The sequence below is a fragment of the Cupriavidus sp. FW216-B1 genome, assembly GCF_058789195.1.
In genome coordinates this window covers 285,597-306,301 of the sequence record NZ_JBYTEL010000007.1, presented here as the reverse complement: position 1 = coordinate 306,301, position 20,705 = coordinate 285,597, and the positions used below count along the sequence as shown (strand labels likewise).

Genomic DNA, 20,705 nt, shown 5'->3' with positions numbered 1-20,705 from the left:
CGATCCGCCGAATGTCCGAGCCCGATCTTTTCGAGTTGGAGAACAGCGCCGTGGCCGGGGCCCGCGCGGTCTTCTGCAATCCGGATGCCGGCGCGCAGGCGTATCGCCGCACGCTCGGCGAGCTGATCGGCCACTACGAGCGGCTGATGCGCGAGACGCGGCGCCTGATCCGGCGCAGCGACCGCGAAGAACTGGAAATGAACCGGCTCAACCAGCGCCTGCAGGAACTGGCGCGCGAGCTCGAGTTCCGCGCCACGCGCGACACCCTGACCGGCGCGCTCAACCGCGGCGCGGTGATCGAGCAGGCCGGCCTGATCCTGGCCGGCGGCAGCCTGGCGCTGATCGTGCTGGACATCGACCACTTCAAGCGCGTCAACGACACGCTGGGCCACCCGGTGGGCGACGCGGTGATCCGCGGCGTCACCGAATGCCTGACGCAGACCGTGCTGGACGCCGGCATGGTCGGCCGCGTGGGCGGCGAGGAGTTCGCCGCGCTGCTGCCGGCGCGCCCGCTCGGCGCCGCGATGGAGCTGGCCAACCGCATCCGCGTGCGCATCGCCGACCACACCTTCTCCGAGGCGCCCGACCTGCAGGTGACGGCGAGCTTCGGCGTGAGCTGGAACCCGCGCGGCACCAGCTTCGAATATGCCTACGGGCGCGCCGACGAGGCCCTCTACGAGGCCAAGCGCAGCGGCCGCAACCGGGTGGTCAGCGCCCAGGCGTCCGAGGCGGCGCTGCCTTAAGCGCTGCCGCGGGGGCTGCCGCAGGCACCACCTTCAAGCGCCACCCTCAAGCGCCACTCGGGCGCTGCCCGATGGCCGGGCGCGCGCCCCGCCGCGTCAGCCGAGCGCCGCCGTGACGATGAATTCCACCAGCACCCTGGGGTCCGCCATCTCCGCCTGGCAGGTGGCCCGCGCCGGCGCGTGGCCGGCCGGCACCCACGCTTCCCACACCGCGTTCATCGCGGCGAAATCGCGCGGCAGGTCCTTCAGCCAGATCTGCGCCGTCAGCAGGCTGGACTTGTCGCTGCCGGCCAGCGCCAGCACGCGCTCGATCTCCGCCAGCGCTTCGGCGGACTGGGCGGCGATGTCGCCGTCGAGGTCGGCGGCGATCGCGCCGGCCAGGTAGACGGTATCGCCGTGCACCACCGCGTGGGACATCCGGGCGCTGGTTTCGAACCGTTGAATGCGAGTCATGCGTTTTTGCTCCGTGGTTGGTATCAGTGACATTATCCGCGCGGCGCCGCGCTCAGCTGCTGGCAGGCCAGCCGCGCGGCGGCCAGGTCCTCCAGCGCCGTCCCGACGGCCTTGAACACCGTGCGCTCGCGCGCCGCGCCGCGTCCGGCGGCGGTGCCGCGGGCCAGGCCCGCGAGGTCGCCGCGGATCGCTTCCGGCGCGAGGCAGCCCGCCGCGAAGGCGTTGATCAGGTCGCCGGACTTCGCCGTTGCCTCCGCCGTGTCGACCCATACGCCCGCGCCGGCGAAGCAGGCCGGCTCGGCCTCGGTCATGCGCGGCGTGAAGCTGCCGATCAGGTCCAGGTGGCTGCCCGGCGCCAGCCAGTCCGCGCGGATCAGCGGCGCGGTGGCCAGCGTGGCGCAGCTGACGATGTCCGCGGCGCGCGCGGCCGGCTCCAGGTCAGCGGCCGCCACGGCCGGATAGCCCTGTTCGCGCAGGCCGTGCGCGCAGCGCTGCGCGGCCTCGGCATCGACGTCCCACACCGCGATGCGCTCCAGCGGGCGCACGCAGGCCATCGCGGGCGCCACCAGGCTGCCCACGCGGCCGGCGCCGACCACCAGCAGCGCCTGCGCGTCGGGCCGCGCGAGGAAGTCGGCGCCGAGCGCCGCCGCCGCCGCGGTGCGCCGCGAGGTGATCTCGTTGCCGTCGAACATGGCCAGCGGCACGCCGGTGCGCGCGTCGTAGAGCATGTACGTCGAGTGCAGGCCCGGCAGGCCGCGCGCGGCGTTGCCCTCGTAGATGTTGACGATCTTGACGCCGTAGAAGCCTTCGGCGTCCCACGCCGGCATCAGCAGCGAGATGCCGGCATCGGGCGCGCCGGCCTCGCCGATGGCGTGCGTGTGCCGCAGCGGCACCGTGGCGCCGGCGACGAATGCCTCGCGCAGGGCCCGGATCAGCAGCGGAAACGGTAGCAGGGATTTGAGCAGGGCGGCATCGGGTTGCAGCAACGGGGACTCCTGGCGGCGAGGGGTGAAAGCAGGGGATGAAAACCGGGGATGAAAGCCGGGGCGAGGCGCTGCGCGCGCCCCACGCCGGACCGGGACTCATCGTAATCACCGCCGCGCCGGCCTGCCATCGTCATTCGCGTTGGCAGCCTCGCGAATCGGCAATATACGAAGCCGGAGCCGCTATGCATGATGCTGGCCATACACATGTCCCACGAGCCCTCCGATTCGCCCCATGCCGCTCCCCTCCCCTGCCGCGCAGCCGCTGTCGCTGTTCGAGAAGATCTGGCAAGCCCATGTGGTCCTCGAGCAGGCGTCCGGCCAGACCCTGCTCTATGTCGACCGCCACTATCTCAGCGACGACCTGCCCGCCGAGTCGTACCACACGCTGAGCCGGCGCGGCATCCCGATCCGCCGGCCGGCGGCCACCGTCGCCATCCCGGACCACTACGCGCCGTCGCACAGCACCCGGCTCGCCGACGTCATCGATGACGACCGCCGCGACATGGTGGCGGGGCTGGCGGCGCAGGCCGCGCGCAACGGCATCGTCCACTTCGGCCTCGGCGACCGGCGCCAGGGCATCATCCACGTGGTGGGCCCCGAGCAGGGCATGACGCTGCCGGGCATGACCGTGGTCTGCGGCGACAGCCATACCTCCACCCACGGCGCGTTCGGCGCGTTCGGCTTCGGCATCGGCGCCAGCGAGGTCAGCCACGTGCTGGCCACGCAGACGCTGTGGCAGGCCAGGCCGAAGACGCTGCTGGCGCGCTTCACCGGCATGCCCGCGCCGGGCGTGACCGCCAAGGACCTGGCGCTCGCGTTCATCCGCCAGGTCGGCGTGGGCGGCGCGGCCGGGCACGTCGTCGAGTATGGCGGCGCGGCGGTCGAGGCGCTGTCGGTCGAGGGCCGCATGACGCTGTGCAACCTCTCGATCGAGGCCGGCGCGCGCGCCGGCATGGTCGCGCCCGACGCCACCACCCTCGCCTATCTGCGCGGCCGGCCCTTCGCCCCCGCGGGCGCCGAGTGGGCGGCCCGCAGCGCGGCCTGGCTGGCGCTGCGCGGCGACCCCGGCGCGGTCTTCGACCGCACCGTGACGATCGCCGCCGACGCCATCGTGCCCCTGGTGTCCTGGGGCACCGACCCGTCGCAGTGCTGCGGCATCGACGAGCGCATTCCCGAGCTCGCGCAGATCGCCGACGCGGACCGCCGCGCCGCGGTGGACCGCGCGCTGGCCTACATGGGGCTGGAAGCCGGCAGCGCCCTGCTCGGGCTGCCGGTCGACCGGGTCTTCATCGGCTCGTGCACCAACGGCCGCATCGAGGACATCCGGCTCGCGGCCAGCGTCGTCCGCGGGCGCCGCGCGAAGGTGCCGGCGCTGGTGGTGCCCGGCTCCGGCCTCGTCAAGGCGCAGGCGGAGGCCGAGGGCCTGGACCGCGTGTTCACCGCGGCCGGCATGCAGTGGGGCACGCCGGGCTGCTCGATGTGCCTCGGCGTGAACGGCGACATCGGCCGCCCGGGCGAGCGCTGCGTCTCCACCACCAACCGCAACTTCGTCGGCAGGCAGGGGCCGGGCGTGCGCACCCATCTGGTCAATCCCGGCATGGCCGCCGCCGCGGCCGTGCACGGCTGCCTGGCCGACTATCGCGAGGAGCTGATCCATGCAGCCGTTTGAGCACGTCCACGGCATCGCCGCGCCGATGCGCGAGGCCGACATCAACACCGACCAGATCGTGCCGGGCCGCTTCATGCACAAGGTGCGCGAAGACTACGGCCGCTACTGCTTCCACGACCTGCGCTTCGATCCGCAGGGCCGGCCGCGCGCCGGCTTCGTGCTCAACCAGCCCGCGTTCGCCGGCGCCTCGGTGCTGGTGGCCGGCGCCAACTTCGGCTGCGGCTCGTCGCGCGAGCATGCGGTGTTCACGCTGGCCGACTATGGCTTCCGCGCCATCCTGGCGCCGGGCTTCGGCGACATCTTCTTCAACAACTGCTTCCAGAACGGCGTGCTGCCGGTGGTGTTGCCGGCGGACTTCGTCGAGCACCTGTTCGCGTGCATCGAGGCCATCCCGCGCGCGCGCATCGCCGTGGACCTGCCGCGCCAGCAGGTGACGGCGCCCGACGGCCGCGCGTGTGGCTTCGACATCGACGCCTTCCGCAAGCACTGCCTGCTCGAAGGCCTCGACGACATCGACGTGACGCTGTCGATGGCCGGCGCGATCGACCGCTTCGAGCAGACCCGGCAGACCCGCTTTCCCTGACCTCCCAAATCCACAGCGAGCCTTTTGACATGAAAATTGCAGTACTTGGCGGCGACGGCATCGGACCCGAAGTGACCGCGCAGGCGGTGAAGGTCCTGCGCGCGCTGGCATCCCGCGGCCTTTCCTTCGAACTGACCGAATGCCTGGTCGGCGGCGCGGCGTACGACCAGACCGGGCATCCGCTGCCCGCGCAGACGCTGGCGGCGGTGCAGCGCGCCGACGCGGTGCTGTTCGGCGCCGAAGGCGGCTTCCAGTACGAGACGCTGCCGCGCGGCCTGCGCCCCGGCGACGCGCTGCTGACGCTGCGCAAGGCGCTGGACCTGTTCGCCAACTACCGGCCCGTGGTGGCCTTCCGCGAGCTGGCGGGCGCGTCGTCGTTCAAGCGCGAGGTCGTCGAGGGCCTCGACCTGCTGATCGTGCGCGAGCTGACCTCCGACCTGTATTTCGGCGAGCCGCGCGGCATCGTGACGGAAAACGGCCGCCGCGTGGGCATCAACACCATGCGCTACACCGAGGACGAGATCGCGCGCGTGGTGCGCGCGGGCTTCGAGGCGGCGCGCCGGCGGCGGCGCAAGCTGTGCTCGGTGGACAAGGCCAACGTGCTGGAAAGCATGGAGCTGTGGCGCGCGGTGACGGAAGAGGTGGCGCGCGACTACCCGGACGTCGCGCTGACGCATCTCTACGTGGATGCGGCGGCGATGGCGCTGGCGCGCAACCCGGGCCAGTTCGACGTGATCGTCACCGGCAACCTGTTCGGCGACATCCTGTCCGACGAGGCCTCGATGCTGACTGGCTCGATCGGCATGCTGCCGTCGGCCTCGGTCAACGCGCAGGGCAAGGGCCTGTACGAGCCCGTGCACGGCTGCGCGCCCGACATCGCGGGCAAGGACATCGCCAACCCGCTCGGCTCGATCCTGTCGGCCGCCATGATGCTGCGCGACAGCGCCGGCCAGCCCGAAGCCGCCGCGCGCGTGGAAGACGCGGTGCGGCGGGTGCTGGCCGACGGCCTGCGCACCGCCGACATCCACGAGCCCGGCTGCACGCTGGCCGGCACCGCGGCGATGGGAGACGCCGTGGTGGCCGCGCTGCTCGACCACTGACACGGCCAACGACGCCGGCGGCCCGCCCGGCCGCGACCACGATCCCTTCCTGCCAACGCCGTACAAAACCAGAGGATCCACTGCCATGCACATGCTGAACCCGACCCCCGAACGGCGCCCCGCGCGCCCGGCCTTGCGCTTGACTTCGCGCTTGGCTTCGCACCTCACGTCGCGCCTCACATCGCGACTGGCCTCGCGCCTGCTGCTGGCCGCCTCGGTCCTCGCCGCCGCCGCGGGCGCCGCCCACGCGCCGGCCGCGCTGGCCCAGGCCAGGACCACGCTGACCGTGTACACGACGCTGGAAAAGGAGCAGCTCGCGCCCTACAAGGCCGCCTTCGAGAAGGCGCACCCCGAGATCCAGATCGCGTGGCTGCGCGACAGCCCCGGCATCATCCTGGCGCGCCTGATCGCGGAGAAGGACGCGCCCAAGGCGGACCTGCTGTGGGGCGTGCCGTCGATGCACATCCTGGCGCTGAACAAGCTCGGCCTGATCCAGCCCTACGAGCCCAAGGGCTACGCGCAGCTCAAGCCGCGCTTTCGCGACACCGCCAACAAGCCGCCCGTCTACACCGGCAACGAGGCGTGGATGACCATGATCTGCTTCAACACCGTGGAGGCCAAGAAGCGCAACCTGCCGGCCCCGGTCACGTGGTCGGACCTGGCCAAGCCGATCTACCGCGGCCAGATCACCATGCCCAACCCGGTCTCGAGCCAGACCGGCTATCTCGGCGTCAACCACTGGGTGCAGAGCATGGGCGAGGACGCGGCGTGGAAGTACATGGACGGCCTGCACGCCAACATCGCGCTCTACACGCACAGCGGCTCCAAGCCGTGCAAGCTGGCGGCCACGGGCGAATACGTGATCGGCATCTCGACCGACATCACCGCGCCGCAGCTCAAGAGCAAGGGCGCGCCGATCGACATCATCGTGCCGGCGGACAAGCTCGGCTGGGACATCGAGTCGACCGCCATCATGAAGGGCACGCCCAGGCTGGCGGCGGCCAAGGTGGTGGCGGACTGGATGACCACCCGGGAGGCCAACGAGCAGTTCAACAAGTTCATGGCCGTGGTCTCGCACCCGGACGTGCGCCAGGTGCCGCCCAACTATCCGCCGAACGCCGAGGCGATGATGGCCGACGACAACGTCGCCAGGGCCGTGGAGAACCAGACCCGGCTGACCAACGAATGGACCCGGCGCTACGACGGCAAGTCCGAGCCGAAGCCCAACTGAAGCGGAGCGCATCATGAACCCAGCCTCCGCCGGACCGATGCTCTCGCTGGAGCGCATCGCCAAGCGCTTCGGCAGGACCGACGTCCTGCACGACATCAACCTGGCCGTCGCCGACGGCGAGTTTCTCTGCTTCCTCGGGCCGTCCGGCTGCGGCAAGTCCACCCTGCTGCGCATCATCGCCGGGCTGGAGGCGCACAGCGGCGGGCGGCTGTTCAAGCGCGGCGTGGACATCTCGCGCCTGCCGGCCGCCGCGCGCGACGTCGGCATCCTGTTCCAGTCCTACGCGCTGTTCCCGAACCTGACGGTGGCCGAGAACGTCGCCTACGGCCTGGTCAACCGGCGCATGGCGCGCGCCGACATCGCGCGGCGCGTGGAGGAGCTGCTGGCGCTGGTCGGCCTGCCCGGCATCGGCGGCAAGCACCCGGGCCAGCTGTCGGGCGGTCAGCAGCAGCGCATCGCGCTGGCGCGGGCGCTGGCGCCTTCGCCGGGCATCCTGCTGCTCGACGAGCCGCTGTCCGCGCTCGACGCCAAGGTGCGGGTGCACCTGCGCCAGCAGATCAAGCAGCTGCAGGCCGCGCTGCGCCTGACCACCATCATGGTCACGCACGACCAGGAAGAGGCGCTGACGATGGCCGACCGCATCGTGGTCATGAACCACGGCGCGATCGAGCAGATCGGCACCCCGGCGGAAATCTACCGCCACCCGGCCTCGCGCTTCGTCGCGGATTTCGTCGGCAAGATGAACTTCCTGCCGGCGCGGCGCACCGGCGACGCGCAGGCGCTGGCCGGGCAGACCGTGCTGCGCCTGCCGCCGCGGCCGGGCGCGCGCGAGGGCGAGCCGGTCACGCTCGGCTTCCGCCCCGAGGAGGTGTGTTTCCGCGGCCTGGGCGAGGACGCGCCCAACAGCTGCGGCGCGCGCGTCGCGCAGGTCGAGTTCCTCGGCGCGACGTGGCGCGCCACGCTGGCGTGCCCGCAGCTCGGCGACGTGCCGGTGATGGCCGATTTCTCCAGCGACGACGCCCGCACGCTGGGCCTGCACGCCGGCCAGCACCTGCGCGTGGCGATCCGGCCCGAGCACCTGCACCTGTTTCCCGCGGGAGAGCCGGCATGACGTTCGCCTCACGACTCGACGGCGCGGCGCCGGCCGCGCGCGCCCGGCCGCGCCCGCGCGGCCTCCCGGAGCGGGCCGTCGCCGGGCTGCTGCTGGCGCTGCTGTGCGCGGTCGCGCTGGTGCTGATCGGCATGCCGCTCTACGCGGTGTTGTCGAAGAGCCTGCAGGATGCCGCCGGCCGCTTCGCCGGGCTGGCGAACTTTGCCGCCTACGTCTCCAACCCGGGGCTGGTGGCCTCGCTCGGCAACACGCTGATCGTGTGCGCGCTGACCACCGCCATCACGCTGCCGCTCGCGTTCCTGTACGCGCTGGCGCTGGTGCGCAGCCGGCTGCCGTGCAAGGCGCTGTTCAAGGGCATCTCGCTGCTGCCGCTGCTGGCGCCGTCGCTGCTGCCGGCGATCGCGCTGACCTACATGTTCGGCAACCAGGGCTATCTCAAGTCCTGGCTGGGTGGCCATCCGGTGTACGGGCTCATCGGCATCGTCGCCGCGCAGGTGTTCTACTGCTTCCCGCACGCGGTGCTGATCCTCGCCACCGCGCTGGGCCTGTCCGACGCGCGCATGTACGAGGTCGCGCGCTCGCTGAACACCCGGCCGCTGCGCGCGTTCCTCACCATCACGCTGCCGTCGGCGCGCTACGGCCTGATCAGCGCGGCGTTCGTGATCGTGACGCTCTCGGTCACGGACTTCGGCATCGCCAAGGTCATCGGCGGGCAGTTCAACGTGCTGGCGATCGACATCTACAAGCAGATCATCGGGCAGCAGAACTTCCAGATGGGCGCGGTGGTGGGCGTGGTGCTGCTGGTGCCGGCCGTGCTCTCGTTCGTGATCGACGCCGTCGTGCGCCGCCGCCAGCGCGCGCTGCTGAACGCGCGCTCGGTGCTGTACCGGCCCGAGGCGCGCCCGCTGTTCGACGGCGTCATGGGCGCGTTCGCGGTGGTGGTGGCGCTGGCGATCCTGTCCATCGTCGGCACCGCGGTGTTCGCCTCGCTGGTCAAGCTCTGGCCCTACGACCTGAGCCTGGCGCTGGGCAGCTACGATTTCGCCGCCTACGACAGCCTGGGCTGGGGCGCCTACTACAACAGCCTGGCGGTCGCGGCCTGGACCGCGGCGGCGGGCACGGTGCTGGCCTTCGGCGGCGCGTACCTGGTCGGCAAGATCAAGGCCTTCCGCGCGCTGCGCCAGTTGCTGCATTTCCTGGCGATGCTGCCGCTGGCGGTGCCCGGGCTGGTGCTGGGGCTGGGCTTCGTGTTCTTCTTCAACGACCCCGCCAATCCGCTGTCGGCCATCAAGAGCAGCCTGTGGCTCATGACGATGTGCTGCGTGGCCCATTACTACACGGTGCCGCATCTCACCGCGCTGACCGCGCTGCAGCAGATCGACGGCGAGTTCGAGGCGGCCTCGGCCTCGCTCGGCGTGCCGTTCTGGACCACCTTCCGCCGCGTCACGGTGCCGATCTGCCTGCCCGCCATCCTCGACATCGCCACCTATTTCTTCGTCAATGCCATGACGACGGTGGCGGCGGTGATCTTCCTCTACGAGCCGCTCAGCATGGTCGCCTCGGTGGCGGCGGTGGCGATGGACGATACCGGCGACACCGCGGCGGCATGCGCGATGGCGGTGATGGTGCTGCTGACCTCGGCGCTGGTCAAGTTCGCGCAGTCGATGCTGGCGATGCTGCTGGGGCGCCGCGCCCAGGCCTGGCGCCACGCGGGCCGGGACTGACGCGCGGCGCGCCGGCCTTGCGGCGGATCAGGTGCCGCCGGTCAGGTGCTGGAACATCAGCCGCGTCGCCACCGGCTGCTGTTCCAGGTCGCGCACGCACACCTTGTAGTGCCGGTCCACCCAGTTCTCCAGCAGGCCGAGCGCGACCACGCCGGCCTGCGGCGACAGCCGCACCGCGTAGCTGTGCGGCACGATGCCGACGCCGAGCCCCGCCTGCACCATGCGGCACACCGCGTCGTAGCCCTCCACGCGCACGTGCGTGCGCGGGGTGATGCCGAGCTCGGCCGCCTGGCGCAGCAGCAGCGCCTGCAGCGCGCTGGTGGCCTCCTGCTCGACCATCTCGTGGTCGAGCACGTCGACGTAGCGCACCGCCTCGTGCGCGGCCAGCGGATGGCCGGCCGGGACCACGGCGACGAGCCGGTCCGAATAGCACGGCACCACCTTGAGATGCGGCGCCGGCACGTCGCCCCAGAAGATCCCGATGTCCGTCGCGCCGTCCGTGACGGCCTGCACCGACGCCGCGCTGGTGGCCGCGGCCAGGTCGATGCGGATCTCCGGATACAGCCCGGTGAAGGTCTTCAGCGCGTCGGGGAAATAACCGAACAGCGCCGACTCGCTCGCCAGCATGCGCACGTTGCCGCGCACGCCGTCGGCGTAGTCGAACATCTCGCTCTCGAGCTCGGCGAGATTGCGCAGCATGGTGCGCGCGTGGTTGAGCATGGCCAGCCCCGCCACGGTCGGCTCCACGCCCTTGCGATGGCGGATGAGCAGTTGCGTCTGCGTGGCATGCTCCAGGTCGGCGATGCGCTTGCTGACGGCCGAGGGCGCGATGAATTCCCGCTCGGCGGCGCGGTTGATGCTCTGCTCCTCGACGATCGCCACGAACAGCTTCAGCGTAACGAGGTCGAGGCGCGACACCAGACCGCCGTGATGCCGGCCGCGCGCGGCCGGCCGGCATTGGCCCGGCGGCCTGGCGGCATCGGTCTGGGTATGGGTGGGCTTGACTGGCAGGTTCATGTTGGGCGAACACGGAGCAAGGTCCGTGCCCGGGCTCCGTGGGAGGTGACGCCGTGCGAATGGCTGCACGATCCGACGATGTGCGGGCCGCCGTCAATCCGGGTTCCTACCAAGCGCCACAGGACACGCCAACAGGCACGTCATCGCGCGCGTCACCATTGCGGTGCACTCGCGGTTGACGATGCCACGCTCGCGAAACACGTATTTGCGCCGGCCACCGATGCGACGATCATTGATCACCGACCGCGCGCCACGGAGCGCGCGGCGCGCATCGTCCCGTCATGTCCTCTGCCATAGGAGCCAAGCCAATGCACCACGCCGTGTCCGAATCCTGCCCCACCCGCCTCGCCCGCAGGCGGCGAGCGCTGCGCCGCATCGGCGCGGGCGCGCTGCTGGCCGCGGGGCTGGGCGCGGCGCCCGCCGGCACGGCATGGGCACAGAGCGACAACACCGGGCCGCTGCGCCTGATCGTGGCCTATCCGCCCGGCGGCTCGGCCGACATCCTCGCGCGCATGCTGGGGCAGAAGCTCGGCCAGCTCCTGAACCGCACCATCGTCGTCGACAACCGCGCCGGCGCGGGCGGCATGATCGGCCTCAACGCGGCGGCGCAGGCCGCGCCCGACGGCAACACGATCTACCTGTGCGCGCTGACCACGCAGATCATCGGCACGCTGCTCAACAAGAACGCGCGCTACGACGTGGTGCGCGACCTCGAGCCGGTCGCGCTGATGGCGAGCGCCCCGCACGTGCTGGTGGTGCACCCGTCGGTGCCGGCCAGGGACTTCAAGGAATTCGCCGCGTGGCTGAACAGCCGCAGCGGCAAGGTGGACTATGCCTCGGGCTTCGGCACGCTGTCGCACCTCGAAGGCATCCTGCTCGGGCAGAAGCTCAACGTGAAGCTCAACAACATCCCCTACAAGGGTTCGTCGCAGGCGGTCACGGACCTGCTCTCGGGCACGGTGTCGTTCATGTTCGACAGCATTCCGTCGTCGCTGCCGCTCATCAACAGCGGCAAGGTGCGCGCGATGGCGGTAGCGTCGACGCAGCGCATGCCCGCGCTGGAACAGCTGCCGACGCTGGTCGAGGCCGGCATCCCGGGCTACGACGTCAACAACTGGTTCGGCCTGTTCGCGCCGAAGGGCACCGCGAAGCCGATGATCGACGCGGTCGACCGCGCCGTCGCCGAGGTGCTGAAGGACAAGGACTTCACCGCGAAGATGGCGCAGAACGGCTACACGCCGAAGTACGGCTCGAGCGCGGAGCTGGCGCGCGTGGGCGCCAGCGACGTGAAGCGCTGGGGCGGCGTCATCCGCGCGGCCAACCTGTCCTTGTGACCAGGCCCCGCCCCGCGCCGCCTACGCCGCCTACGCCGCCAGCGGGAAGCCCGTGTCGAACGTGGTGCGCACGTCCAGCCGCTGCTTGAGCAGGCCGGCCTTGAGATAGAAGTCGGCGGTGCGCTGCTGCTCGGCGATCAGCGCGGCATCGATGTTGCGCCACTGCGTGCGGCGCCGCTCGAACTGCAGCCGCGCGGCCTCGGGCGGAATGCCGATGATGCGCGCCAGCGCCGCGGAATAGCTGTCCACGTGCTGGTACGACCATACCTGCGCGCGCGCCGCGCGCTGCAGGAAGTCGCGCAGCACCTCGCGCTTGGTGGCCAGCGCGCTGTCGGTGGCGGCCAGGTAGCTCAGGCCCGACCACAGGCCGCGGCCGCTGACCAGCACGCGCGCGTGGCCGCTGGTCTCGGCCAGCGCGGTGTAGGGTTCCCAGGTCGCCCAGGCGTCGATCGAGCCGTTGACCAGCGCGAGCTTGGCGTCGGCCGGCGGCAGGAAGCGGATGTTGGCGTCCTCGGGCTTCAGCCCGGCCGACTCCAGCGCCTTGAGCGTGACGAAGTGGCCGATGGAGCCGCGGTTGGTGCCGATGTTCTTGCCGCGCAGGTCGGCCGCGCTTTTCCACGGCGAATCCGCGCGCACCAGCACCGCGGTGCCGAACGGGTCCGAGCGGTTGGCGCCGATGATCTTGATGGGCGTGCCGGCGGCCAGCGCGAAGATGGCCGGCGCGTCGCCGATCGGGCCGGAGTCCACCGCGCCCGCGTTGAGCGCCTCGGCCAGCGGCGCGGCGGCCGGGAACTCGGTCCACTGGATGTCGTAGGACAGGTTCTTGAGCTCGCCGGCGTTCTCCAGCAGGGCGCGCAGCCCGCCCTTCTGGTCGCCGGCCTTGAGCACCGGGCGCGCCTGCGCGCGCGCCGCGAACGGCAGCGCGCCGCTGGCCGCCGCCGCGCCCGCGGCCACACCGTAGCGCAGGAATCGCCGCCTGGATGCCGTCATGTCCTGCTTCGCCGTCTCCGTCTGCTGTGCCATCTGCCGTGCCATCCTCCGCGTCATCGTGTTCATGCCGCCTTGCGGCCGGCTTCGCGCTGCGCCACCAGTGCGCGCACGCGCGGGATCAGTTCGCGGCCGTAGTCCACCGCGTCTTCCAGCGGATCGAAGCCGCGGATCAGGAAGGTGGTGACGCCGAGGTCGTAGTAGTCCAGCAGCGCGTCGGCCACCTGCTCCGGCGTGCCGACCAGCGCGGTGGAGTTGGAGCGCGCGCCGGTCAGCTTCGCGATCTCGGTCCACAGGCGCTTGTCCACGCGCGCGCCCTGGTCGGCCGCGGCCAGCAGGCGGCGCGCGCCTTCGCTCTGCTGCGGGCCGCCCGGCGCCAGGCCGGCCACCTCGCGCAGGTGGCGCGTCCGCGCCAGGATGCGCTCGGCGCGCGCCCAGGCCTGCGCCTCGGTGGCCGCCAGGATCGGGCGGAACGACACCGAGAAGCGCACCTGCCGCCCGTTCCTCGCCGCCTCGGCGCGCACGCGCGCGGTGAGCTCGCGCACCTGGTCGAGCGATTCGCCCCACAGCGCGTACACGTCGGCATGGCGCCCGGCGACCTCGATGGCGACCTGCGACGCGCCGCCGAAGAAGACCGGCACGTGCGGGCGCTGGGCCGGCTTGACCTCGGAGAAGCCCTGCGTGAAGCGGTAGTACTTGCCCTCGTGGTCGAACGGCTTGTCCTCGGTCCAGATGCGCCGCAGGATGCCGAGGTACTCGTCGGTGCGCGCGTAGCGCTCGTCGTGGTTGAGGAAATCGCCATCGCGCTGCTGCTCCGCATCCGAGCCGCCCGAGATGAAGTGCACGCCGAGCCGGCCGCCGCTGAACTGGTCGAGCGTGGCGATCTGCCGCGCGGCCAGCGTCGGCGCGGTGAAGCCGGGGCGGTGCGCCAGCATGAAATGCACGCGCTCGGTCACGGCCGCCGCGTAGGAGATGGCGAGCGTGGCCGAGGGGCCGGTGGAATGGTGCGGCACCAGCACGCGGTCGAAGCCGCCCTGCTCGTGCGCCTGCGCGAACGCGCGCACGTAATCGCGATCCACCGCCGGCCCGCTGGCCGGATGGATCTCCGACTGCTTCTGGGTCTGGATCATGCCAATGATTTCCACGCTCATCGAAGACTCCCCTGTTGCTGGTTTGCGGATGCGGCGGCGGCGCGCAACGCGCCCGCGCCGCGCGGACAAGCCATGAACATACGCCGCGCGGGCGCGGTTCTTAACGAATAAGAACGACGGTGAATATGCGGTTCACGCCGTGGCGGCCGATGGCGCCGGCCGCATGCCGACCGCATCCCTGGCCGCATCCCTGGCCGCATATCCACAAGCGGTTTTCTTCTTTGCGCGCCCGCGCGCCCGCGCGTTAGCCTGCGCGGGCGCGGGGCATGGCAGCCCCGCCGGCACGGCGGGAGTCACGATGGAACGAGTCAGGGAGCCGGCGCGCGCGCGGGCGGACCGGCAGGCCGGGACGCGGCGCGGCGAATGGCATGAAGGATGGCGCGGCCGCGCGGGCGCCGCCGCCACGGTGGCGGGGCTGGGCCTGGCGCTGGGAACGGAGACGGGCTGGCTGCAACTGGCGGGTGTCTTCCTGACCACCCTGGGCGTGCATTTCTGGGTGATGTCCCGCCAGCAGGGCGGCTAGGGCCGCCGGCAGGAACGCGCCGCGAACGGGCGAGTCAGGCTGGCAAGCGGTGGCGGCATCGCGCCGCCGCCGGCGCGAGCCTCAGTCGACGAAGGCCTTTTCCAGCACAAAGTGGCCGGGATGGCTCATGTTGCCTTCGGTGAACTGGCGCTCGATCAGGATGTTGCGCACGTCCTTGAGCATGTCGGGGCTGCCGCACAGCATGATGCGGTCGTTCTCGAGCGAGAACGGGGGCACGTCCAGGCGCTCGAACAGCTCGCCGGAGGCGATCAGGTCGGTGATGCGGCCCTTGTTGTCGAACTCTTCGCGCGTCACGGTGGGGAAATACACCAGTTTCTCGCGCACCAGCTCGCCCAGGTACTCGTGCTGGGGCAGGTGTTCCTGGATCAGCTCGCGGTAGGCCAGCTCCTCGACGAAGCGGCAGGTATGGGTCAGCACGATCTTGTCGTAGCGGTCATACACTTCCGGGTCGCGGATGATCGACAGGAACGGCGCCAGGCCGGTGCCGGTGGCCAGCAGCCACAGGGTCTTGCCGGGCAGCAGGTTGTCGACCAGCAGCGTGCCGGTGGGCTTCTTGCCGACGAAGATCTGGTCGCCTTCGCGCAGATGCTGCAGGCGGGAGGTCAGCGGGCCGTCGGGCACCTTGATGCTGAAGAACTCCAGCGTTTCCTCGTAGTTGGCGCTGGCGATGCTGTAGGCGCGCAGCAGCGGGCGGCCGTTGACTTCCAGGCCGACCATCGCGAACTGGCCGTTCTCGAAGCGGAAACCGGGGTCGCGGGTGCAGGTGAAACTAAAGAGCGTGTCGGTCCAGTGATGGACGGAAAGGATGCTTTGCTGGTTCAGATTGCTCATGAAAAAAGCGCTGGAAAGCGCTGTATTGCGCCGGCGTCGGGGGGCCTGGTGCCAGTGGCGGGCGGGAAGCGTGCCGGTTGCGTTCAACAAGGCGGCTCCGGTCCGAAGGCAGGAAGGCGCGCCGATTCAAGGTGAGAAGATAGCGGATTTTAGGAGAAAACGCAGGCCGCGTGCCAATTCATGCCCGATGTCATGGTTTTATGCGGGTTTCGCGGCCGTTGTGCCTGCGTTTTCAGCGGCTGGTCTCCACTTGCGCCGGCTTCAGCGCCGCCCGGACAGGCGCCTGACCACCGAAATCAGCCGGTCGACCTCCTCCGTGGTGTTGTAGAAGGCCAGCGAAGGCCGCACCGTGGCTTCCAGCCCGAAGCGCCGCAGGATCGGCTGCGCGCAGTGATGCCCGGAGCGCACCGCGATGCCTTCCTCGTTGAGTGCCTGCCCCACCTCTTCGGTCTCGTAGCCCTTGAGCACGAACGACAGCACGCTGGCCTTGTCGCGCGCCGTGCCCACCAGCCGCACGCCCGGAATGGGCTGCAGCAGATGGGTGGCGTACTCCAGCAGGTCGTGCTCGTAGCGGGCGATGTTCTCGATGCCGACCCGCTCCACGTAGTCCAGCGCGGCGCCCAGCCCCACCGCGTCGGCGATGTTGCCGGTGCCGGCCTCGAAGCGGTTGGGCGGCGGCTGGAACACCGTGCGCTCGAAGGTCACGTCGGCAATCATGTTGCCGCCGCCCTGCCAGGGCGGCATGTCCTCGAGCAGCGCGCGCTTGCCGTAGACCACGCCGATGCCGGTCGGGCCGAACACCTTGTGGCCCGAGAACACGAAGAAATCGGCGTCGATGGCCTGCACGTCCACGCGCATGTGCGAGACCGACTGCGCGCCGTCGACCAGCGCGCAGGCGCCGGCGCGATGCGCCATCTCGACGATCTCCGCGACCGGCACCACGGTGCCGAGCGCGTTCGAGACCTGCGTCACCGAGACGATGCGGGTGCGGTCGTTGAGCAGCTTGCGGTATTCGTCCAGCAGCACCTGGCCCGAATCGTCCACCGGGATCACCCGCAGCCGCGCGCCGGTCTGCGCGGCAAGCTGCTGCCACGGCACGATGTTGGCGTGGTGCTCCAGGTGCGAGACGACGATCTCGTCGCCCTCGCCCACGTGCTTCGCGCCCCAGGTCTTGGCGATCAGGTTGATGGCCTCGGTGGTGCCGCGCACGAAGACGATCTCCTCCGGCGAGGCCGCGCCGATGAAGCGCTGCACCTTGCTGCGCGCAGCCTCGTAGGCGTCGGTGGCGCGCCCGGCCAGCGCATGCGCGGCGCGGTGGATGTTGGAGTTCTCGTGCGCGTAGAAGTACGCGAGGCGGTCGATCACCGACTGCGGCTTGTGGGTGGTGGCGGCGTTGTCGAACCACACCAGCTGGCGGCCGTTGACGCGCTCCTGCAGGATCGGGAAGTCGCGGCGGATGGCGTTGACGTCGAACGGCACGCGCGCCGACGACGCGGCCCACGGCAGCGCTTCCTTGCCGGCGCGGTCCTGTCCGTAGCCCTGCGCGCCCGGCCCCTGCTGCGGCAGGTGCAGCGCGAGCGGATCGCCGAACGTGGCGATCTCGCGCAGCTCCGCCGCGCCGCCGTGCGGGGCGCGGCCCGCGCCTTCGAGGAAGTAGTAGGCGGGCGCGGCCGAAGCATGGGGCGACGGCGCGGCCGCGTGCGGCACGCCCAGCGCCTGGCCGCCGAAGCGGCTTTCCAGCGCGGGCGCCACCGTCACCACCGTGTCCGGCAGGCCGTTCTGCGCCGCCGCGGTGGGCGCCAGGGACGGCGCGCGGTTGGGCAGCGACAGCACGTGCGTGGGCGCGGCCGGCAGCAGGTTGGCGCCCGGCACGTGGCCTTGCGGGATGGCCGCGCCGGGCACGCCGGTGCAGGTGCCGCCGGGGCCGGCCACGGGCGAGCCCGGCGGCGCGGGGTTGTTCACCAGCGGCGGCGACTGCACGGCGGCCGGCGAGGTGCCCGGCAGCGCCGAGAAGAACGCGCCCGCCAGCCGCGCCAGCGCGGCGGGATCGGGCAGGCCCGGCGGCACCGACGGCGCGCCCGGCAGGCCCGCGGGAGAACCCGCCGCCGGATTACTTGTAGGTGTCAGGGTAGTCATGGTACTTGCCGATCTCCACGTCATCGAGAACCGCCAGCGCGTCCGGCGAATGCACCGCCAGCGAGCAGTACAGCGAGATCAGGTACGAGGCGATCGCCTGGTCGTTGATGCCCATGAAGCGCACCGACAGGCCCGGCCCCTGCTCGCCGGCCACGCCGGGCTGGTACAGGCCGACCACGCCCTGGCGCTTGTCGCCCACGCGCAGCAGCAGGATCTTGCTCTTGCCGTCGGCCACCGGCACCTTGTCCGACGGGATCAGCGGGATGCCGCGCCAGGTGATGAACTGCGAGCCGAACAGGCTCACCGTGGGCGGCGGCACGCCGCGGCGCGTGCACTCGCGCCCGAACGCGGCGATCGCCAGCGGATGGGTCAGGAAGAAGGCCGGTTCCTTCCACACCTTGGCGAGCAGCTCGTCGAGGTCGTCCGGCGTGGGCGCGCCGGTCAGCGGGAACACGCGCTGCTCCTCGGCCACATTGGCCAGCAGGCCGTAGTCGGGGTTGTTGATCAGTTCGCCTTCCTGGTGCTCCTTGATGGTCTCGATGGTCAGGCGCAACTGTTCCTTGATCTGGTCGTGCGGGCTGCTGTAGAGATCCGACACCCGGGTATGCACGTCCAGCACGGTGCTCACCGCGTTGAGGAAATACTCGCGCGGGTGCTCGTCGTAGTTGACGAAGGTGCGCGGCAGCTTGCCCTCGTCGTCGCGCTGGGTGCAGGCCACCTTGACCGACTCGGGGTCCAGCACCTGGTTCAGGCGGTAGATGCCGGCTTCCACCGGCACCCACTGCAGGAAGTGCGTCAGCCAGCGCGGCGTGATGGTCGCAAGCTGGGGGATGGTCTTGGTGGCATTGGCTAGTTGCCGTGCTGCGTTATCGCCGAGCGCCGTGTGGCTGCTCCCGTGTACCGACATGTGCTGCTCCGTGGCTGATGGACAAAAGTGGGTGGGGGCTTATGACAAAAACGAGAATGCTTATTACCGCAGCGATTATCTGGAGCCGGCACGGGCCGTTCAACATGCTATAGACGGCAATCCGCCAACGGCCATCGCGGGCCGCGCCGCGGCGGCTTTCGCGGCGGCGCGCGCTCAGCGCTCGGCCGCCGCCGTGCCGGACTGCGCGGCGGCGCCGGGCGGGCGCAGCAGCCAGGAGATCGGCACGCCCAGCGCCGCGGCCAGCTTCTCCACGGTGACGATGGAGGCGACGGCGCTGCCGCGCTCGATCTCGCCGATGTAGGAGCGGTTCAGGCCCGCATGCTCGGCCAGTTCCTCCTGCGACCACGCATGCGCCTCGCGCAACTGGCGCACCGCCGTGCCCAGGCTCCGCACCAGGTCCGTCATGGCAGGCTGCCCTCGGCGGCAAGCGGCGCGCCGCCGCGCGCGCTCTCGCCGGGCGCGCCGCCGCTGCGGGCCGTCTCGTTGCGGGACACGGCCTGCGTCACGTGCGCGCCCGCCGGCACGTCCTGCGTGACCCAGACGTTGCCGCCGATCACCGCGCCGCGCCCCAGCGTGACGCGCCCGAGGATGGTGGCGCCGGCATAGATGACCACGTCGTCCTCGACGATGGGATGGCGCAGCAGGCCCTTCTCGAGCTTGCCGGTGGCGTCGCGCGGAAAGCGCTTGGCGCCGAGCGTGACCGCCTGGTACAGGCGCACGCGCTCGCCGATGATGGTGGTCTCGCCCACCACCACGCCGGTGCCGTGGTCGATGAAGAAACCGCCGCCGATCCGCGCGCCGGGATGGATGTCGATGCCGGTCTCGGCATGCGCCAGCTCGGCCACGATGCGGGCCAGCAGCGGCAGCCCCAGCCCGTACAGCGCATGGGCGATGCGGTGGTGGATCATGGCGAGGATGCCGGGATAGCACAGCAGCACCTCGTCCACGCTGCCGGCGGCGGGGTCGCCGTGGAAGGCGGCCAGCACGTCGCTGTCGAGCAGCTCGCGGATGCGCGGCAGGCGGTCCGCGAACTCGCGCACCGCGGCCAGCGCCCGCGCCCGCTCGCCGGCCTCGTCGCGCTCGCCGTGGCGCGCGGCGTAGTGCAGCTCGAGCCGGGCCTGGGCCAGCAGGCCGTGCAGCGCGGCGTCGAGCGAGTGCGCCACGTACAGGTTCTCGCTTTCCTGGCGCAGGTCCGGCGGCCCCAGCCGCATCGGGAACAGCACGCCCTTGAGCGCGGCCACCACCTGCGCCAGCGCATCGCGCGAAGGCAGGTCGCGCCCGCCCGGCTCCAGCAGCCGCTGCTGGCCCTCGCGCCAATGCTGGCGCACCTGCTGCAAGGCGAGCACGATCCCGCCGATCTCGAAGTCAGCCACTGTGATGCTCCCCGTTCTGCGTTGTGTTGTTCTGTCGCTCTGTCGCTCTGTCGCTCTAACGTTCTGGCGCTCTGTCGCTGCGCCGCCGTCCCGCGCGGCGTGGCCGGGCATGCCCGGCCCCTGCCCGCCCCGGCTAGTCCTGCACCCAGGGCAGGTCGTGGAAGCGCCAGCCGCCGCTGCGGCCGCGCCGCTGCCGCTCGTCGAGGTCGCCCTCGAAGCCTTCCAGCACGTTGAACACATTGGCCAGCCCCGCCTTGGCGGCGGCCTCGGCGGCCAGCGCGGAGCGGTTGCCGCTGCGGCACAGCAGCAGCACCACGGCGTCCTTGCCGGTCTTGGCTTCCAGCTCGCGCACGAAGCGCGGATTGCGGGTCAGGCTGGTGCCGGTGGCCCAGGGCACGTGCACGCTGTCCGGCACGTAGCCGACGAACTTGCGCTCCTCGGCCGTGCGCACGTCCACCAGCACGGCGTCGCCCGCGCTGAACAGCGCCCAGGCCTGCTGCGGCGTCACGCGGCCCGCGTAGGGCAGGCCGGACGAACGTGCCACGCCGCGCGCGGCTTCCAGCACGGCATGGCTGGTCTGGTTTTCCAATGCAGTCGTCATGTGTCGTGTTCTCCTTGTGGCGCGCGGGCCGTGCGTTGCGCCGGCACGCTGCTCGCCTGTCATCCGCGCCCGTGGCACGGTTTCCGGTGGCCGGCAACCGCCTATAGCCATCACGTCTGCACTATGAAAGCGGGCGCGGAGATTGAAAACGAATAAAAACGCATTTCCAAAGACGGCGGCGGCACGCCGGCGCGCCGGCTTGA

The 20,705-nt window shown here is 71.1% G+C and carries 20 protein-coding genes; 9 read left to right on the top strand and 11 right to left on the bottom strand.

What is annotated here, in order from left to right:
• The first annotated feature begins 11 nt into the window (after positions 1–11).
• Positions 12–743 (top strand): GGDEF domain-containing protein, encoded by a 732-nt coding sequence (locus tag AC3WXD_RS17890; RefSeq protein WP_020201918.1) that lies wholly within the window; start codon positions 12–14, stop codon positions 741–743.
• A gap of 96 nt (positions 744–839) precedes the next feature.
• On the opposite strand, the gene AC3WXD_RS17885 is transcribed toward AC3WXD_RS17890, so the two are convergent.
• Complete coding sequence (locus AC3WXD_RS17885) at positions 840–1,196, bottom strand: RidA family protein (RefSeq protein ID WP_029043366.1); 357 nt, start codon at positions 1,194–1,196, stop codon at positions 840–842.
• Between the two features lie 32 nt (positions 1,197–1,228).
• Entirely contained in the window at positions 1,229–2,182 is a 954-nt protein-coding gene (gene lhpI / locus AC3WXD_RS17880) for a bifunctional Delta(1)-pyrroline-2-carboxylate/Delta(1)-piperideine-2-carboxylate reductase (RefSeq protein ID WP_492324320.1), read from the bottom strand.
• Positions 2,183–2,414: 232 nt separating this feature from the next.
• On the opposite strand from lhpI, the gene leuC reads away from it, so the two are divergent.
• The 6 genes from leuC (at position 2,415) to AC3WXD_RS17850 (ending at position 9,600) form a co-directional block, all read left to right on the top strand.
• The gene (gene leuC, locus AC3WXD_RS17875) at positions 2,415–3,851 is read left to right on the top strand and encodes a 3-isopropylmalate dehydratase large subunit (RefSeq protein ID WP_020201921.1); all 1,437 of its coding nucleotides are present in this window, start codon (positions 2,415–2,417) and stop codon (positions 3,849–3,851) included.
• Positions 3,838–4,434 carry a 3-isopropylmalate dehydratase small subunit gene (leuD, locus tag AC3WXD_RS17870; protein WP_059412470.1) on the top strand — a complete coding sequence of 199 codons (597 nt, stop codon included), beginning with the start codon at positions 3,838–3,840 and terminating at the stop codon, positions 4,432–4,434. Before leuC ends, leuD begins: the two co-directional genes overlap by 14 nt.
• A gap of 29 nt (positions 4,435–4,463) precedes the next feature.
• Positions 4,464–5,534: a 3-isopropylmalate dehydrogenase gene (leuB, locus tag AC3WXD_RS17865; RefSeq protein WP_492324319.1), complete on the top strand. Its 1,071-nt coding sequence runs from the start codon at positions 4,464–4,466 to the stop codon at positions 5,532–5,534.
• 151 nt (positions 5,535–5,685) lie between these two features.
• Positions 5,686–6,765 carry a putative 2-aminoethylphosphonate ABC transporter substrate-binding protein gene (locus AC3WXD_RS17860; RefSeq protein WP_082079576.1) on the top strand — a complete coding sequence of 360 codons (1,080 nt, stop codon included), beginning with the start codon at positions 5,686–5,688 and terminating at the stop codon, positions 6,763–6,765.
• 13 nt (positions 6,766–6,778) lie between these two features.
• Positions 6,779–7,876 (top strand): putative 2-aminoethylphosphonate ABC transporter ATP-binding protein, encoded by a 1,098-nt coding sequence (locus AC3WXD_RS17855; RefSeq protein ID WP_492324318.1) that lies wholly within the window; start codon positions 6,779–6,781, stop codon positions 7,874–7,876.
• Complete coding sequence (locus tag AC3WXD_RS17850) at positions 7,873–9,600, top strand: putative 2-aminoethylphosphonate ABC transporter permease subunit (RefSeq protein ID WP_020201926.1); 1,728 nt, start codon at positions 7,873–7,875, stop codon at positions 9,598–9,600. The genes AC3WXD_RS17855 and AC3WXD_RS17850 overlap by 4 nt, the downstream gene beginning before the upstream one ends.
• A gap of 27 nt (positions 9,601–9,627) precedes the next feature.
• On the opposite strand, the gene AC3WXD_RS17845 is transcribed toward AC3WXD_RS17850, so the two are convergent.
• Positions 9,628–10,617 (bottom strand): LysR family transcriptional regulator, encoded by a 990-nt coding sequence (locus AC3WXD_RS17845; protein WP_020201927.1) that lies wholly within the window; start codon positions 10,615–10,617, stop codon positions 9,628–9,630.
• A gap of 308 nt (positions 10,618–10,925) precedes the next feature.
• Here AC3WXD_RS17845 and AC3WXD_RS17840 point away from each other — a divergent pair, with 308 nt between their 5' ends.
• Positions 10,926–11,951, top strand: coding sequence for a Bug family tripartite tricarboxylate transporter substrate binding protein (locus tag AC3WXD_RS17840; protein ID WP_492324317.1), 1,026 nt, complete (start codon positions 10,926–10,928; stop codon positions 11,949–11,951).
• 30 nt (positions 11,952–11,981) lie between these two features.
• Here the strand turns inward: AC3WXD_RS17840 and AC3WXD_RS17835 are convergent, their stop codons facing one another.
• Together AC3WXD_RS17835 and AC3WXD_RS17830 are read right to left on the bottom strand one after the other, a co-directional pair.
• The gene (locus AC3WXD_RS17835; RefSeq protein WP_029043371.1) at positions 11,982–12,941 is read right to left on the bottom strand and encodes an ABC transporter substrate-binding protein; all 960 of its coding nucleotides are present in this window, start codon (positions 12,939–12,941) and stop codon (positions 11,982–11,984) included.
• 62 nt (positions 12,942–13,003) lie between these two features.
• A complete protein-coding gene (locus AC3WXD_RS17830) occupies positions 13,004–14,089 on the bottom strand; it encodes an LLM class flavin-dependent oxidoreductase (RefSeq protein ID WP_059412465.1) in 1,086 nt (361 codons plus the stop codon).
• Between the two features lie 298 nt (positions 14,090–14,387).
• Here AC3WXD_RS17830 and AC3WXD_RS17825 point away from each other — a divergent pair, with 298 nt between their 5' ends.
• On the top strand, positions 14,388–14,612 hold the full coding sequence (locus tag AC3WXD_RS17825; RefSeq protein ID WP_020201931.1) for a hypothetical protein: 225 nt from the start codon (positions 14,388–14,390) through the stop codon (positions 14,610–14,612).
• An 81-nt stretch (positions 14,613–14,693) separates the two neighbouring features.
• Here AC3WXD_RS17825 and AC3WXD_RS17820 read toward each other — a convergent pair whose 3' ends face one another.
• From AC3WXD_RS17820 to AC3WXD_RS17795, 6 genes are all read right to left on the bottom strand, one after another.
• Positions 14,694–15,464: a ferredoxin--NADP reductase gene (locus AC3WXD_RS17820; protein WP_020201932.1), complete on the bottom strand. Its 771-nt coding sequence runs from the start codon at positions 15,462–15,464 to the stop codon at positions 14,694–14,696.
• A gap of 261 nt (positions 15,465–15,725) precedes the next feature.
• Positions 15,726–17,600: a family 2A encapsulin nanocompartment cargo protein cysteine desulfurase gene (locus AC3WXD_RS17815; RefSeq protein ID WP_492324316.1), complete on the bottom strand. Its 1,875-nt coding sequence runs from the start codon at positions 17,598–17,600 to the stop codon at positions 15,726–15,728.
• Positions 17,575–18,507 (bottom strand): family 2A encapsulin nanocompartment shell protein, encoded by a 933-nt coding sequence (locus AC3WXD_RS17810; protein ID WP_020201934.1) that lies wholly within the window; start codon positions 18,505–18,507, stop codon positions 17,575–17,577. The genes AC3WXD_RS17815 and AC3WXD_RS17810 overlap by 26 nt, the downstream gene beginning before the upstream one ends.
• 174 nt (positions 18,508–18,681) lie before the next feature.
• A complete protein-coding gene (locus AC3WXD_RS17805) occupies positions 18,682–18,933 on the bottom strand; it encodes a helix-turn-helix domain-containing protein (protein ID WP_454733660.1) in 252 nt (83 codons plus the stop codon).
• Complete coding sequence (gene epsC / locus AC3WXD_RS17800) at positions 18,930–19,901, bottom strand: serine O-acetyltransferase EpsC (RefSeq protein ID WP_059412462.1); 972 nt, start codon at positions 19,899–19,901, stop codon at positions 18,930–18,932. Before epsC ends, AC3WXD_RS17805 begins: the two co-directional genes overlap by 4 nt.
• Positions 19,902–20,034: 133 nt before the next feature.
• Entirely contained in the window at positions 20,035–20,502 is a 468-nt protein-coding gene (locus AC3WXD_RS17795; protein WP_029043373.1) for a rhodanese-like domain-containing protein, read from the bottom strand.
• Between the last annotated feature and the right edge of the window lie 203 nt (positions 20,503–20,705).

Coding starts and splice junctions, on each gene's coding strand:
- AC3WXD_RS17820 (WP_020201932.1), bottom strand. CDS start 15,464: ATGAGCAATCTGAACCAGCAAAGCATCCTTTCCGTCCATCACTGGACC.
- leuD (WP_059412470.1), top strand. CDS start 3,838: ATGCAGCCGTTTGAGCACGTCCACGGCATCGCCGCGCCGATGCGCGAG.
- leuB (WP_492324319.1), top strand. CDS start 4,464: ATGAAAATTGCAGTACTTGGCGGCGACGGCATCGGACCCGAAGTGACC.
- AC3WXD_RS17815 (WP_492324316.1), bottom strand. CDS start 17,600: ATGACTACCCTGACACCTACAAGTAATCCGGCGGCGGGTTCTCCCGCG.
- AC3WXD_RS17805 (WP_454733660.1), bottom strand. CDS start 18,933: ATGACGGACCTGGTGCGGAGCCTGGGCACGGCGGTGCGCCAGTTGCGC.
- leuC (WP_020201921.1), top strand. CDS start 2,415: ATGCCGCTCCCCTCCCCTGCCGCGCAGCCGCTGTCGCTGTTCGAGAAG.
- AC3WXD_RS17830 (WP_059412465.1), bottom strand. CDS start 14,089: ATGAGCGTGGAAATCATTGGCATGATCCAGACCCAGAAGCAGTCGGAG.
- AC3WXD_RS17845 (WP_020201927.1), bottom strand. CDS start 10,617: ATGAACCTGCCAGTCAAGCCCACCCATACCCAGACCGATGCCGCCAGG.
- AC3WXD_RS17850 (WP_020201926.1), top strand. CDS start 7,873: ATGACGTTCGCCTCACGACTCGACGGCGCGGCGCCGGCCGCGCGCGCC.
- AC3WXD_RS17855 (WP_492324318.1), top strand. CDS start 6,779: ATGAACCCAGCCTCCGCCGGACCGATGCTCTCGCTGGAGCGCATCGCC.
- AC3WXD_RS17835 (WP_029043371.1), bottom strand. CDS start 12,941: ATGACGGCATCCAGGCGGCGATTCCTGCGCTACGGTGTGGCCGCGGGC.
- AC3WXD_RS17840 (WP_492324317.1), top strand. CDS start 10,926: ATGCACCACGCCGTGTCCGAATCCTGCCCCACCCGCCTCGCCCGCAGG.
- AC3WXD_RS17890 (WP_020201918.1), top strand. CDS start 12: ATGTCCGAGCCCGATCTTTTCGAGTTGGAGAACAGCGCCGTGGCCGGG.
- AC3WXD_RS17810 (WP_020201934.1), bottom strand. CDS start 18,507: ATGTCGGTACACGGGAGCAGCCACACGGCGCTCGGCGATAACGCAGCA.
- AC3WXD_RS17885 (WP_029043366.1), bottom strand. CDS start 1,196: ATGACTCGCATTCAACGGTTCGAAACCAGCGCCCGGATGTCCCACGCG.
- AC3WXD_RS17825 (WP_020201931.1), top strand. CDS start 14,388: ATGGAACGAGTCAGGGAGCCGGCGCGCGCGCGGGCGGACCGGCAGGCC.
- AC3WXD_RS17795 (WP_029043373.1), bottom strand. CDS start 20,502: ATGACGACTGCATTGGAAAACCAGACCAGCCATGCCGTGCTGGAAGCC.